This is a genomic window from Lysinibacillus xylanilyticus (genome assembly GCF_001183605.1).
Lineage (GTDB): Bacteria > Bacillota > Bacilli > Bacillales_A > Planococcaceae > Lysinibacillus > Lysinibacillus xylanilyticus.
In genome coordinates this window covers 436,826-450,902 of record NZ_LFXJ01000002.1, presented here as the reverse complement: position 1 = coordinate 450,902, position 14,077 = coordinate 436,826, and the positions used below count along the sequence as shown (strand labels likewise).

Below are 14,077 nucleotides of genomic sequence, written 5' to 3'. Positions count from 1 at the left end.
AGACGAGAAGGTTTCAAAGTAGCTCTCGTCTTTTTTAAAATTTCATTTAGTAGTCGGTAATCCTATCTTAGTTAGAAGAATATCTACTACAATCACAATCAATTATGCCTCGGCATAATTGCGTCCGGAATCGACCGAAGTCATTAACTTTTTTCAGCGGATGTTGGACACCTGCTGAAAAGTGACTTAAAACCGCACTCTTCTCACCAACTATAGAGGTGGGAGACTTCTGTAGCTGACGCTTTGCTTTCGCTACAAAAAACATCTGTAGCTGACGCTTTGCTTTCGCTACAGAAAACATGTGCTAAAAGTAGTTAAATTTCCTCTGTCCAACCGTCCTGCTGTTTTACCTTACCAGCTTTCATAAGCGTACCTAACGCTCGTTTAAATGCACCTTTACTCATTTTAAACATTTCTTGAACTTCATCAGGTGAGGATTTATCGCCAAATGGCATTTTGCCCCCTACCTCTTGTAGATAATTTAAAATTCTTTGTGCATCATCTGAAAGACGCTCATGCTTACGTGGTAAAAGTGAACCATTCATTGAACCATCATCTTTTACATCAATAATACGAACATCTACGTCTTGTCCAAGACGAGGTTCTTCATTACGCTCTGACTCATGAACAAAAATACGGTACGGAATTTCTACACCTAATAAAAATGAGCCAACTGGTAATAAACGATATGGACGTGCCTTAATGTTTTTATTATGCAATTCTTCAAATGCACCTTCATACAATTCCGAAATTTTTTCTTCAGTTGCTAAACGTCCAAATAAATCTCCATTGCGATCTGTGCGTAATGTCATAAATAAATAGTCGCCTGGTGCTGGCCAAAGCTCTTTTATTGCAGGTAAATCTTCAGCTTTTACTAGTACTTCACGTGACGTACCGATATCTACAAAGGCCCCTTCATGCTCGACTACTTTTAGAACACGAGCCCAGCCATATTCCCCTTGTACGAAAGATGGTATAGCTGTTGTTGCTGCTAAATCGCCACGACGATCCGCAAATAAAAATACTTCAAGGCGGTCACCTACTGCAAGTGGCTCTGTTACCTCTGAAGCATTTAAGGGTAGTTCGTCAACTCCATTTGTTAATATCCATTTCGATGCTTGTTGCTCTAACACAGTTAACGTAACAACTTCACCTGATTTTAATTCGTTCATATTGTCTTCCTTTCCCTCTTACCATCATTTTGGTAAAAAACTTATCCGCTGGAGGCTATAACTTCTGTACTGGCGCTACAAAAAATATCTGTAGCTGGCGCTTTGCTTTCGCTACAAAAAACATCTGCTGAAAGAAGTTAAAAGTTATGATGTGTTTTCGATGCCTCTAGTTTTTTCGCGATATCCGGATTTTCTTCCATTACCTGCACAAGATCCGCAATTCGATCTATTGAATTCCAACTTAAATGATGTTCAATTCCTTCTACATCATCGTAAATTCGCTCTTCATCTACACCAATGATTCGCAAAAATTGCTCTAGAAGTTCATGGCGCTGTACAAGACGTTTTCCAAGCTTTTCTCCTCTAGGCGTCAATGTAAGGCCACGGTATTTTTCATAAACTAAATAACCATCTTTATCTAATTTTTGAACCATTTTTGTAACAGAAGAAGGAAGAACAGATAATGCTTCAGCAATGTCAGACACACGAGCATACCCTTTATTAGTGATTAATAAATATATTTGTTCGATATGGTCCTCCATACTAGGTGTTGGCATATCCTATTCCCTCTCTTTCCTTTTCTTACTCTCTAGTTTACTACAAGCTTGCCTTAAAAGTTAACTGAAAATACATATGCCAGAAAATCAATACATGTGCAGCATAAAAAGAACCAACTTCATATGTTGGCTCCCTTGTAGTTGAAAAATTTGTGTCAATGTAATTAAGGTATCTTTAAATAAAGTATTGTCTTTGGCAAAGCGAGTAGCCTGGAACGGAAATCACCCTCATATAATGCATCACATCATTCACTAAGATTTCCTTGACCATTTTGTTTTTCAAAAATATGAAGAGCCAACTTCATATAGAAGTTGGCTCTTCCTTATGTCGAGGATGCTTATTTACCACATGTAATGCATGAATAATCTCTTTATTGATTCGTTCGATATTTTCAGGAGTATTCATCATTCTAAATGCTTCATCTCGTGTTTCCATAGATGTAACATACTTGCTAGGCAATGCATTTAGTGTAAGTGCCACTGCGTCAAATTCACAGATTTCACATTTACAAAATGTTTGATATTCCGGTCCTCGTAGTAGAAAACTTACTAAACCACGCACAATTTCCTCTGTAACATTTACTAAAATAGGATCTGACATATTCAAACCTTCGCCTCATTTATATTTAATTGTTACATTATTCCTGAAACCATAATAACGTTAACAAAGCTTTTTTTCAAGAATCGCTATTAGCATCTATAACAAATATCACTAGCTCCTTAGAATGAATCAATTACGCCTCGGCATAATTGCGTCTGAAGGCTTTAAATCAACAAATGTTTTCTGCGCGAAAGCGAAGCGTCAGCGGCAAATGTTTCCTGCGCGAAAGACACTTACTGAAAGAAGTTAAACTTCCTACACACTTCCTCCCGATTATATCTTATTCACCATTTCTTACTTTTGATTAATCGTAATGAGTTGAACACAACTAGTAACGTAGCACCCATATCTGCAAAGATGGCAATCCATAATGTTAGCCATCCAGGAATAACGAGTAATAAGGCAACTAATTTTAGGGCTAAGGCAAAAATAATATTCTCTTTAATAATGCGTAATGTTTTCCTACTTAAGCCAATCGTATAAGGAAGCTTTGTTAAATCATCACCCATTAATGCGATATCTGCAGTTTCTAGTGCTGCATCAGTGCCAGCACCTCCCATTGCAATACCAACATTAGCTGAGGCAAGTGCAGGTGCATCATTGACACCATCTCCTACCATCGCCACTGCACCAAACTGTGCTCGTAAATCTTTAATGGCCATTAATTTTTCTGCTGGTAATAAACTCGCTCTCACATCTGTCATATTTAAAGCAGTTGCAATTGCCTGTGCTGTTGGCTCCGCATCACCTGTTAGCATAACTTTATGCTTCACTTTTAAACCATTTAATTTATTCAAGACATCTTTACTTTCTGGACGTAATTGATCAGCAATACCAATCATCCCTATAAACTGATCATTACTAACAGCTGCTACAACTGTTTTACCCTGTTGTTGAAGTTTTTTAACCTGTTCTTCTAGCATTTCATCAACAGTCGTTAATGTAGCAATCCATTTTAAGCTCCCTACATAGATTGTTTGACCGTCTACCGTTGCATAGGCACCCTTGCCCGTTACGGATTGAAAGTCTGTCGGTATAAGCTCTGTTAAACTTTTCTCATGCAATGACTGTAAAATAGCTTTAGCTAATGGATGCTGTGATTGCTTTTCAACGGCCGCTACTAGCTGTAAAACATAATCCTCAGATATCTCTTGCGATGTAAAAATATCCGTTACAGCAGGTTGACCTTTTGTAAGTGTTCCTGTCTTATCAAATGCTATTGCTTCAATATGACCAAGCTGCTCTAAATGAATTCCGCCTTTAATAAGAACACCATGTCTAGCAGCATTCCCGATTGCCGTAACAATAGCAACTGGAGTAGAAACGACTAATGCACATGGACAACCTACAACGAGGACAGCTAATCCTTGGTAAATCCAATGTTGCCAATCACCTATAAATAAAGGAGGGATAACCGCAACAAGTAAAGCAACAATCATAATTGCAGGAGTGTAGTATTTCGCAAAGCGATCAACAAACTGCTGCGAAGGTGCTTTTTCTGCCTGTGCTTCTTCAACAAGATGAATGATTTTTGCAATTGTTGTGTCCTCTACTCGCTTTGTCACACGAACTTCTAGGGCACCTTCTTCATTTAGAGTTCCTGCAAATACTTCGTCATCGACTGTTTTACTGACCGGAATAGATTCACCTGTAATCGCTGCCTGATTCACCGCTGACAATCCACTAACTACAATTCCGTCCATAGCAATCTTCTGACCAGGTTTAACGATTAAAATATCGCCAATCTCAATCTCTTCCGTTGGTAGCTCCATCTCATGGAAATGTTCGCCATACGCTCGCTTTATCGTAGCTGTTGGTGGAGCAATATCCATTAGCTGACGAATCGATTGACGCGCCTTATCCATTGAATACGCTTCAAGTGCTTCACTTACAGCGAATAAAAAGACAACAACGGCCGCTTCTTCCCATTCTCCTATAATGGATGCACCGATTACTGCAATGGTCATCAGCGTCTTCATATCAAATTCAAAGCGTGCTAGATTGCGGAAACCTGTTTTAAAAATGCCAATTCCCCCAACTAGAATCGCGATAATAAACATCCCAATAGTTAGCGGCTCAGTTTCACTACGCATTGCTCCAAACACATATCCAAGGACTACGAATAGCAAGGAGATTCCAGCTAAAATATTTTCTGTTTTTCGATAAAAAGGTGTTGATTTTTCAATTGTTCTTACTGTTGATTGGGAAACTTTTATGCCGTCGAAGGCACCTGCTTCTTCAAGTTGATCAACGTCTATATTACCAATAACCGTTATTTTAGAAGCACCAAAATTCACTTGTGCATCCTGGACCTCTGGAATAGCCTTCACGTTTTTTTCGAACTTTGCTGCACAGCTGGCACAGGATAAGTTTTGTAGCCTGTATTCTTGTTTAGTTGGTGTCACCGCCATTTGTAATCCCCTCTTTCACATGTTCGTAGGCAACCGTTACAATTTGATACACATGCTCATCAGCTAAAGAGTAATACATCTGCTTTCCTTTACGATTTGATTTCGCTAAATTATTATCTTTTAAATAGCGTAAATGATGCGATGCTGTTGCAACTGAAGAACCGATAATGGAGGCAACATCGCAAACACATAATTCATCTTTGACCGTTAAGGCATACGCAATTTTAAGTCTTGTTTCATCAGATAATGCCTTTAAAAATTTTGCTACTCCTGATAGATCTGGCATTTGCTGTTGTACCTTAATGACAGCTTCTTCATCAACATGTGTTATCTCACATACTTCTTTTGACATTTCATCACCTCATTCAAATGTTCGTTTGATTGTTTTCAATATAACATAATATCCCATCATATTCAAATGAATATTTGAATGTAAATGATTAATATCACAAATTTTCAAAAAATATTTATATAAATTGCTAACTCATAAATATAAATGCAAAAAAGCTATCACTTCAACGTGATAACTTTGGCATGTTGTTGTGTTATTGAAATTACGGTGACATATTAAACAAAGTGGAGATTAATAGGGCATGATAAGAGGTTGAATGGTGTGAAGACTGAGCGACTCCTTGGGGATCAGCAATAGAGGAACGAAGGCTAAAAGCATCACGTCCTGTGATAACGCCTTCGTTACCAACCTCGTGTTTGCCCAAGCCGCTCACCGTACGCCCCCAGAAAGCTTTGCTCTGTGCGAAAGCGAAGCGTCAGCAACAATGTTTTAACTGTGCGAAAGCGAAGCGTCAGCAACAATAAGGCACTCAGCCAGAATGGAAATCAACCCCTGAAAAACCATGTTTTCTTAATATAAAACCCTATAGATCTTATAACATCTCTTCCTACTGTGCTTTTAATAACAACGTTTTACCTTTAATATCTTCTTTTCTCACAAACGTTTGATGATAATCTCCATTAGCCCAATCCATTACTTGATCTTGATACCAAGCAGATTTTACATGTCCACTCTGCCCGGGACCAACGATATGATACGCTGAGCTTAAATCACCAACATCTACTACAAAGCGCCATGATGCTCCATGATTAACATTTCCAGCTAAGTCATTATCAGCAGCCTGAACAGTAACCTTTGAACCACCAATAGGAACCTTTTTAGCATTAAAATATGCTGCAAGAATTGGCGAAGCTTTACCTAATGTATGGTCAAAGGTAAGCTGATGGAAGTCACCCCATTTCCATTTCGATACGTTTTTTCCGAATTGATCTTCTATTTGTGCAACAGTGAGCTCTAACGCTTTGTAGACTGTTGCATCTACTCCACCCTGCTCCTCGATCCATATGCTCTTCTTACCTGCATAAGCTGTACGTAAAAGCTGGTCTGTAATATTAAATTTCCCATACATTAATTCATACATATCTTCTGGCATTTGATCCTTAAATAACACTTCCTGTAACTTTTCCATTAATGTATGGAACACTAATGGCGCTCCTGAATCCTTTGCATCTACCATATCCCAATTCTCTAATAGTTTAATAACATCTTTATATTTTCCATCCTGATCTTGTGCTTTTATCGATGTTAATAAATATGGTAAAAATTCACGAGCATATAGGTTATGCTGATCCATTTGTAAATTCATCATGTCTTCCACTGTTAAAGAATCATTCGCCGCTAAAACTTCCTTAATCCGCTCAAAACGATAAGGCTGTGCCCAAAGATCTGTTATATGATAAGAATATTCTTCCCCAATGACTTCATTATTCGCTGTTGCAATAAAGCCTTCATCGGGGTTTACTACAGTCGGAAGCTCATCCCAAGGAATAAATCCCTCCCAGCCATAGTCACTAGAATCACCCGGTACCGGTAATTGCCCGTCTCCTTGTTTTCGAATCGGAATTTGCCCATTCGCTTTATAAGCAATCGTGCCATCCTTTGATGCAAAGACAAAGTTTTGAGCTGGTGCCTTAAAATCCTCTAACGCTTTTTCAAATTCATTCCAGGACTTTGCTTTATTAAAGCCTAGTACTGCACGTAGCTCTGTCGTTGGTTGAAGTGCCGTCCATTGCATCGAAAATTGTGCTGTAGGCTCAGTATCTTTAAAAGCTAAATCTGTCATGATTGGGCCGTGACGTGTGACAACGACTTCAAAATCAACCGTTTCGCCGTCCTTCACCTTAATCGGTTCATCACGTACATCTGCTTGCTCCCACTTGCCATCATAGCGGAACTGTGTTGGGTCATCTGGATTTGGTATTTCAATATATAAATCCTGAACATCAGGTCCAACATTCGTCACCCCCCATGCAATGTTATCATTGTGGCCTAAAATAATACCTGGAACACCTGCAAAGATAACGCCACTCACATTTTGCTCTGGAGATTGTAGATGCATTTGATACCAAATAGATGGTGTACTTAATCCTAAATGTGGATCATCCGCTAAAATTGGCGTACCGTTTTTTGTTTTCTTCCCCGATACAACCCAGTTATTACTGCCGTTAAATTCATTTGGCAAAAGATCTGCATTAAAATGCCCTGCCACAGCTACAGGATTTTCTTTATTTGCCTCTATTATAGATGAAGCGTTTTCAGGATATTTTATAAATAATTCTTTTGCTTTTTCTTCATCAAAGTTTTGTAAAGCCCAATGCCGGAAAGCAAGCGTATTCCAATTCCCCCCTAAGTCATAGGCCATATATTTACCAATAGTAAGAGAGTCTACAACGGACCATTCCTCTGGTTCGTAGCCTAGTAATGCAAATTCATAGCTTAATGTATTACTTTTCTTTGCCTGTGCAATAAAAGCATTGACGCCATCTGCAAACCACTCAAGAACCTGCCTACTTTCTGCATCATAGGTAGATAATGATTTTTCAGCTGCATCACGCAAGCTAAACGTTCGGAAATGTTTGTCAGTATCAATAGTTGCCTCACCGATTATTTCCGACAAACGACCACTAGCTTGTCTTCGCGCTAAATCCATTTGGAACAGTCGATCTTGTGCTTGAACATAGCCTTGTGCACGATACAAATCTGCATCTGTCTTAGCAAAAATATGAGGGATTCCCTTGTCATCCCTTGTGACAGTTACATCTTCATCTAACACGCTCAACGAAAGCTCTCCATCAATTACTGGTTTTGATTTATTCATAAACCAGGTAAATCCGATAAATGCAACAAGAGCTACTATGGCTAAAAATCCTGCAATAGCTAGTAGCCACTTTTTCCATGTAAACTTTTTCACATCTCAACCCCCTCTTTGCAATATATTCTTTTACCTTTTAAAGATTCGAAGTTTAATGTTTATTGCTTTGCAGTATAAAAAAAATCGTATTTCCTTTTAGAAAATACGATTTTTTATGGTGTTGAAAAACTATTGTCATATTAAAGGGGCTCTTTGTGAATGTTATAGATAAGGATGGTTTCCATTCCAGGCTAATAGCTTCCCTGCGAACGCACTTCCTCTACCTATGTTTCCATTACACTTCACTTTCGTACAAAATATTTATGTTGCAAAAGTTTCGTTCTATCACTAAAAATTAGACAATCGTGCCAAAAGATAAAAGATATGTGAAGAGGTTGATTGGAGTGGAGGCTGGGCGACTCCTCGGGGATCAGCGAAAAAAAGGAACGAAGCGGCTCATCGGACGCCCCCAGGAAGCTCTGCTCTGTGCGAAAGCGAAGCGACAGCAACAACAAAGCGCCCAGTCGGAACGGAAATCAACCACTTGTTTTGCTGGGGAGCCATACTTTAATTGATCATTTTATTGTTCATAAATCTTAGTTATTAAGCTGTAATTCAATTGGACAATGATCACTGCCCATAATTTGTGAATGAATACTTGCGACATTAATTTTGTTCTTTAGTCTTTCTGAAACAATAAAGTAGTCAATACGCCATCCTATATTACGCTCGCGAACTTTATTCATATAAGACCACCATGTATAGTGATCTGTTGTATCTGGATACATGTAGCGGAATGAATCTACAAAACCACTAGCCAAAAGCTCCGTCATTTTTTCACGTTCTTCATATGTAAAACCTGAATTACCAACATTAGACTTCGCATTTTTTAAATCAATTTCCATATGTGCGACGTTTAAATCACCACAGTAAACTATAGGTTTTTTGGAATCTAGCTCTTTTAAATATAGCGCTAATCGATCTTCCCATTCTAAACGAACAGGTAGTCTAGCTAAATCACGCTGTGAATTTGGGGTATAAACATTCACTAAGTAAAAATCTTCATACTCTAGTGTAATAATTCTCCCCTCTTCCTGCGATTCATTGTCACCAACCCCATAACGTACTGCAAGTGGAGTATGTTTTGTAAAGATGGCTGTACCTGAATAACCTTTCTTTTGTGCATAATTCCAATATTGCTCATATCCCTCAAGAGAAATCTCCACTTGTTCAGCCTGGCACTTTGTTTCTTGAATACAGAAAAAATCCGCATCTACATGATTGAAGAAATCTAAAAACCCTTTGCCTAAGCAGGCTCGAATTCCATTAACATTCCATGATATAAACTTCATTTTTGTTTCACTCCTCAAAAAACGCCCTCCACCATTAGTGAAGGGCGTAGTATCCTATAATTCGTCACCAACGATTTTTACTTCTGTTTCTAAATCGATGCCAAACTTTTCTTTAACTACTCGTTGTACCATTTGGATTGTTGCAATATAGTCAGTAGCCGTTGCATTACCTTTATTAACAATAAAGCCTGCATGCTTCGTTGATACCTCTGCATCACCTACGCCTTTTCCTTGTAAGCCACTATCTTGAATAAGCTTGCCAGCAAAGTGACCTGGCGGGCGCTTAAAAACACTCCCTGCAGATGGGTATTCTAACGGCTGCTTAGATTCTCGTTGAAACGTTAAATCAGCAATTTTTGCATCAATTTCTTCCTGTACACCTTTTGTTAATTGAAATTCGGATGATAATACATAATATCCCTTCTTAGCAATGATACTTTGACGATAACTAAGTTCAAGCTCATCTTTCGATAATATTAAAATTTCGCCTTCTTTTGTTAATACTTTCGAAGAAATAATAATATCCTTAATTTCACCGCCATATGCACCTGCATTCATTGCCATAGCTCCACCAACTGAGCCAGGGATACCACATGCAAATTCAAAACCTGTTAAAGATGCAGCTGCGGCTAGTTTCGATACATCCTTAATAAGTGCACCGCTTTGCGCATAAACATGGTCACCATTAATGTGAATCTCATCTAAAAATGAAAATGTAACAACGATCCCTCGAAGACCGCCATCACGAACGACCATATTAGATCCATTACCTAACATTAATAAAGGTATATTATTTTTATGGGCATAGCGAATAACCGTTGCTGCCTCTTCCTCTGTTTCAACGAGAACGAAAACATCCGCTTTACCGCCTAATTTTGTCATAGTATATTGATGTAATGATTCATCTAACTTAATATTGGCTGGATTAACGCTCTGTGCTAAATCCGCAGCCCATTGTTCTTTTGTCATAAGAGCTAATTCCTTTCTAACGTCCTTCTTACTCTACACTAGTATGGATTTAGAACCCTAATTTGACAAGTAAAATGAAGGTTATTTTTTATCTCGCCTTAACGGGTAGCGAGAGTCCCTGCAGAGATGATGAATATGATAAAGAAAATTCCTGGTCATTAGTATTACATATGCCCAATGTCTATCTATCCATCAGAAATTCGAGCTTCATAATTTTAAAGCCAGCTCGTTGCCCATGATTCAATATTGCGGATTGCTCCTTCTAATGCCCAGCCTTTATCCGTCAAAGAATACTCAACACGCACTGGTACCTCTGAATATACTTTTCGTTCAACAAGCCCTTCTTTTTCTAGCTCCTTTAAACGTTCAGATAATAAACGACCACTTACAGGTAATGAAGATTCTATCTCATTGAAACGCTGTGGTCCGTCTAATAATTGATATAAAATTAGCCCTGTCCAGCGTTTTCCAATTAAATCCATTGCTTTAGCTAAACGAGGACATAAATTTGACTCATTCATTTTTTTCACCTCTTATGTACTCTATTGTAACGATTATTTTTAAAAAAGTAAATTTGAAGTAACTTATTTACTTACAGTAATCTATTTACTGTTTTTTATTTAATTACTAAATGTAACTTAAGAGTGTTTTATCATTTTCGAGGTAACTACTACCTTATCTAACTATGAAGACTAATGATGGCATAGAAATTAGCCATGACCGTCCAATTAGAGGAGAGTCATGGTCGTCTAATATTTACATTGAAAATGGCAACTTACTTCTATATAGATGCACATGATTTCATTATTATGACACCTTCCATTGTTTATCTCCTTTGAAATCGCTGTTGCTAGTGTTTCTACGAAAAACTTTGATCGCGATGTGCATCTTGTATCTCTTGACTTTTTGACGCTGACATTTATCCAAAAATTTCATTTACGTTTACATATATTGAAAAACTAGAAGATAAGAAATTTGCTATACATGGAGATTTAATTTAAAGGCATAACGAAGCCTATCGTATTTACAACAGTATATACGGGGAACGTTGTCAATCCATGGGCGCAAGAAGTACATGGATTCCAGGTTAAGACAAATTAAAAATGAATGGTCGCGATTATGGACAGCTTGCAGATGGTGACTATGGCTTATTAACATTTCAAGGAACACGTTATCATACATTTGAGCGACACAAAAAGGAGAGCAGCGTTTAACAACGCACTCTCCTTTTAATATTTCTTTATTACTTAATTAAATATTTACCAAAGCCGCCTTCTGTATCTCCTAAATATTCGATATTGCTACCGGCAGGAATGACTTTTTGTGCATCCTTAGCAGAGTTGTAAATAATTTTTGTATTTGCTGGGAATGGTGCAAATGACCAGTTGTTATCCGCAGCAGGATTAATTGTTTTGTTTTCCATAATGTAATCAATTACAGCTTGACGATTTTCATAAGCATAGTTTGTTATGTTAGAACCATCTGTATTTTTAAATGTGGCACCATAAGAACCACCCACGCGGTAATTGTTCGTAATAATGATAAATTCTTTCTTCAAATCGATTGGTTTACCGTTGTATTGCACGTTTTTAATACGATTTGCTTTTCCGTTTACTAGAATACCTCGACTATCATATTTCGTTGGTGATGTTACGTCGATTTGATATGTCAAACCATCTAATACGTCAAAATTGTAAGAACGTGCCTCTGGGTCAATAATATTTTGCTCTTCAGTTTTATTTGGATCAACTGTTGCAAAAATACCAGCAGCCATTTCTAACCATTCAATTGCTTGTGCACCTGTTACTTTAATCGTAGCGACAGTATTATCGTAATAATAGATGTCTGCCATATTTTTAATTGCAAGCGGACCTACAGGAATGTTTGTGTAATCTGTAGGGTTATTACGAGAGCCTGCCTTGAAAGGAGCACCAGCAGAAAGTATTGGTGTTTTTTCATCAGCAGTACCTTTTAATTCTTTTTCAATAAACCATTTTTGAGCTTGTGTCACAATTTGAATAGAAGGATCATCTTGAACCATCGAGAAGTAGCTATGGATTGGTGCAGTTGTCTCACCAACAGGCTGACGTATATACTTCAACGTACCTTCATGCGCTTCTTTAATTACATTTAAAACTGTTTTAGATGGTTGTAAGCCTTCTTGTTTGATAGAACGGATAGAACCTTTTCCATCCACTACAACCCATTTAGAGCCTTGTTGTTCTAGTTTTAAATCAATAACTCCAAGATAGCTACCATAGCTTCCTGCCATTACTGTAGGTACTCCGTTAATTGTCCCTTTTTCTTGATCAACATTTTTAAGATTTTTATAGTCACCTGGGAATGTTAAATGAGAGTGACCTGTAATTAAAGCGTCTACCCCTTTAATCTCAGAGATTTGGTATCCTACGTTCTCGTTGCCTTTTACGTAAGTATCCTCACCAATACCTGAGTGTGAAAGTACTACAATTACGTCTGCACCTGCTTTTTGCATTTCTGGTACAACCGCTTTAACCGCTTCAACTGGTTCTTGCATTTCTACTTTGCCTGCTAAATGAATAGCATCCCATTCAACAATTTTTGTTGGTACGATACCTGTAACGCCAACTTTAATTGTGTGCTTTTTACCTGTATTGTCTACAACCTCTTTATCAAGAATTACATAAGGTGTATACATGTGTTTTTTTGTTTTAGCGTCGTATGTGTTTGCATTTACGACTGGATATTTTGCATCATTTAATACTTCATCTAAAAACTTTAAACCATAGTTGAACTCATGGTTCCCTAAAGTTCCACCATCATATTTCAGTGCATTTAGTGCTGCAATAGCTGGATGAACTTCACCCGGTTTTAAAACGTTCTCTAACGCTTTATATGATCCTAGTGGCGTTCCTTGAATTAAATCGCCATTATCAAATAATAATGTGTTTTGATTTTTAGAACGGGCTTGTTCAATTAATGTTGCTGTGTTTGCTAAACCTACATCAGCTGATTCTTTATCTAAGAAATAATTATAATTTGCAAGGTTTGTATGAATATCTGTTGTTCCTAAAATTTGAAGATCTACTTTAGATGTAGATGTAGGTAATTTGTATTCGGCTACAAAGCGTTCAATAATACTTTGCATTTGCTTAGTTGTTACATAGTCACGAGGGCGAATTGTGTTATCCGCAAAGCCTTGTAATATGTTTGCAGCAACGGCATTTGCTAAATCTTGCTTATGTGTTGTTGCAACTTGATCTGCATCTTTAAACTTATCTAACACAGAAAGTGGAGCGTTTTCTTTGACTAATCCACGAGCAGAAATAACAAATGCTTGTTGACGTGTCAATTTATCATTTGGACCAAATAATGTCGAAGTTTTACCGTTAATAAGCTTCAATTCTACTGCTTTTTCTACATACGGGGCTAGATCCTTAGAGACGTCAGTGAAGGCAATTTTGGAACCATCACCTAGGTCTACATTTAAACTTTCTACTAATTCTTTTACATAATCCCCACGTGTTACATCGTTTGATGCAGCATTTGCGGATAGTCCAAATGGTAAGACTGTGAATAGAACAAGTAACATCGCTAAGAATTTAGTCATTAATTTCTTATTCATGAAACACCCTCCTTGAAAATCTAATATTTTCCTACGATTTCTATTATATTATACTAATTGCTTTATTAACTGAACAAATAGTCCTAATTGTATGTACTTTTAACCAAATAGCAAAACACTTTACTCAATAAAGATAGATTAATATCATTTCATAATTATTTCACACAATATGATGTTATTAAATGTAAATCAAAAATATGCGCATAAT

12 protein-coding genes are annotated in these 14,077 nt (G+C 37.4%); 1 reads left to right on the top strand and 11 read right to left on the bottom strand.

What is annotated here, in order from left to right:
* Positions 1-314 precede the first annotated feature (314 nt).
* The 10 genes from ACZ11_RS02445 to ACZ11_RS02405 form a co-directional block, all read right to left on the bottom strand.
* A complete protein-coding gene (locus ACZ11_RS02445) occupies positions 315-1,172 on the bottom strand; it encodes a CvfB family protein (RefSeq protein WP_049663377.1) in 858 nt (285 codons plus the stop codon).
* Positions 1,173-1,309: 137 nt separating this feature from the next.
* Positions 1,310-1,729, bottom strand: coding sequence for a transcriptional regulator MntR (mntR, locus tag ACZ11_RS02440; RefSeq protein ID WP_049663374.1), 420 nt, complete (start codon positions 1,727-1,729; stop codon positions 1,310-1,312).
* Between the two features lie 301 nt (positions 1,730-2,030).
* The gene (locus ACZ11_RS02435; RefSeq protein ID WP_337988571.1) at positions 2,031-2,330 is read right to left on the bottom strand and encodes a late competence development ComFB family protein; all 300 of its coding nucleotides are present in this window, start codon (positions 2,328-2,330) and stop codon (positions 2,031-2,033) included.
* A 284-nt stretch (positions 2,331-2,614) separates the two neighbouring features.
* Positions 2,615-4,741: a heavy metal translocating P-type ATPase gene (locus ACZ11_RS02430; protein ID WP_049663370.1), complete on the bottom strand. Its 2,127-nt coding sequence runs from the start codon at positions 4,739-4,741 to the stop codon at positions 2,615-2,617.
* Positions 4,722-5,093, bottom strand: coding sequence for an ArsR/SmtB family transcription factor (locus ACZ11_RS02425; protein ID WP_049663368.1), 372 nt, complete (start codon positions 5,091-5,093; stop codon positions 4,722-4,724). The genes ACZ11_RS02430 and ACZ11_RS02425 overlap by 20 nt, the downstream gene beginning before the upstream one ends.
* 202 nt (positions 5,094-5,295) lie before the next feature.
* On the bottom strand, positions 5,296-5,466 hold the full coding sequence (locus ACZ11_RS26130; RefSeq protein WP_161804421.1) for a hypothetical protein: 171 nt from the start codon (positions 5,464-5,466) through the stop codon (positions 5,296-5,298).
* A gap of 174 nt (positions 5,467-5,640) precedes the next feature.
* Positions 5,641-8,004, bottom strand: coding sequence for a penicillin acylase family protein (locus ACZ11_RS02420; RefSeq protein ID WP_049663365.1), 2,364 nt, complete (start codon positions 8,002-8,004; stop codon positions 5,641-5,643).
* A 536-nt stretch (positions 8,005-8,540) separates the two neighbouring features.
* Positions 8,541-9,296, bottom strand: coding sequence for an exodeoxyribonuclease III (locus tag ACZ11_RS02415; protein ID WP_049663527.1), 756 nt, complete (start codon positions 9,294-9,296; stop codon positions 8,541-8,543).
* Between the two features lie 54 nt (positions 9,297-9,350).
* Positions 9,351-10,265: a UDP-N-acetylmuramate dehydrogenase gene (gene murB, locus ACZ11_RS02410; RefSeq protein ID WP_049663362.1), complete on the bottom strand. Its 915-nt coding sequence runs from the start codon at positions 10,263-10,265 to the stop codon at positions 9,351-9,353.
* Positions 10,266-10,480: 215 nt separating this feature from the next.
* Positions 10,481-10,786, bottom strand: coding sequence for a winged helix-turn-helix transcriptional regulator (locus ACZ11_RS02405; protein WP_049663360.1), 306 nt, complete (start codon positions 10,784-10,786; stop codon positions 10,481-10,483).
* A gap of 582 nt (positions 10,787-11,368) precedes the next feature.
* Between ACZ11_RS02405 and ACZ11_RS24830 the strand changes: the two genes are divergently transcribed.
* Positions 11,369-11,479, top strand: coding sequence for a DUF2500 family protein (locus ACZ11_RS24830; protein WP_082172638.1), 111 nt, complete (start codon positions 11,369-11,371; stop codon positions 11,477-11,479).
* Between the two features lie 29 nt (positions 11,480-11,508).
* Here the strand turns inward: ACZ11_RS24830 and ACZ11_RS02400 are convergent, their stop codons facing one another.
* A complete protein-coding gene (locus ACZ11_RS02400; protein ID WP_082172637.1) occupies positions 11,509-13,869 on the bottom strand; it encodes a bifunctional 2',3'-cyclic-nucleotide 2'-phosphodiesterase/3'-nucleotidase in 2,361 nt (786 codons plus the stop codon).
* Positions 13,870-14,077: the final 208 nt, after the last annotated feature.

Excerpts from the sequence above, each read along its gene's own strand:
- ACZ11_RS02445 (WP_049663377.1), bottom strand. The coding sequence starts at position 1,172 with ATGAACGAATTAAAATCAGGTGAAGTTGTTACGTTAACTGTGTTAGAG.
- mntR (WP_049663374.1), bottom strand. The coding sequence starts at position 1,729 with ATGCCAACACCTAGTATGGAGGACCATATCGAACAAATATATTTATTA.
- ACZ11_RS02435 (WP_337988571.1), bottom strand. The coding sequence starts at position 2,330 with ATGTCAGATCCTATTTTAGTAAATGTTACAGAGGAAATTGTGCGTGGT.
- ACZ11_RS02430 (WP_049663370.1), bottom strand. The coding sequence starts at position 4,741 with ATGGCGGTGACACCAACTAAACAAGAATACAGGCTACAAAACTTATCC.
- ACZ11_RS02425 (WP_049663368.1), bottom strand. The coding sequence starts at position 5,093 with ATGTCAAAAGAAGTATGTGAGATAACACATGTTGATGAAGAAGCTGTC.
- ACZ11_RS02415 (WP_049663527.1), bottom strand. The coding sequence starts at position 9,296 with ATGAAGTTTATATCATGGAATGTTAATGGAATTCGAGCCTGCTTAGGC.
- murB (WP_049663362.1), bottom strand. The coding sequence starts at position 10,265 with ATGACAAAAGAACAATGGGCTGCGGATTTAGCACAGAGCGTTAATCCA.
- ACZ11_RS02405 (WP_049663360.1), bottom strand. The coding sequence starts at position 10,786 with ATGAATGAGTCAAATTTATGTCCTCGTTTAGCTAAAGCAATGGATTTA.
- ACZ11_RS24830 (WP_082172638.1), top strand. The coding sequence starts at position 11,369 with ATGAATGGTCGCGATTATGGACAGCTTGCAGATGGTGACTATGGCTTA.
- ACZ11_RS02400 (WP_082172637.1), bottom strand. The coding sequence starts at position 13,869 with ATGAATAAGAAATTAATGACTAAATTCTTAGCGATGTTACTTGTTCTA.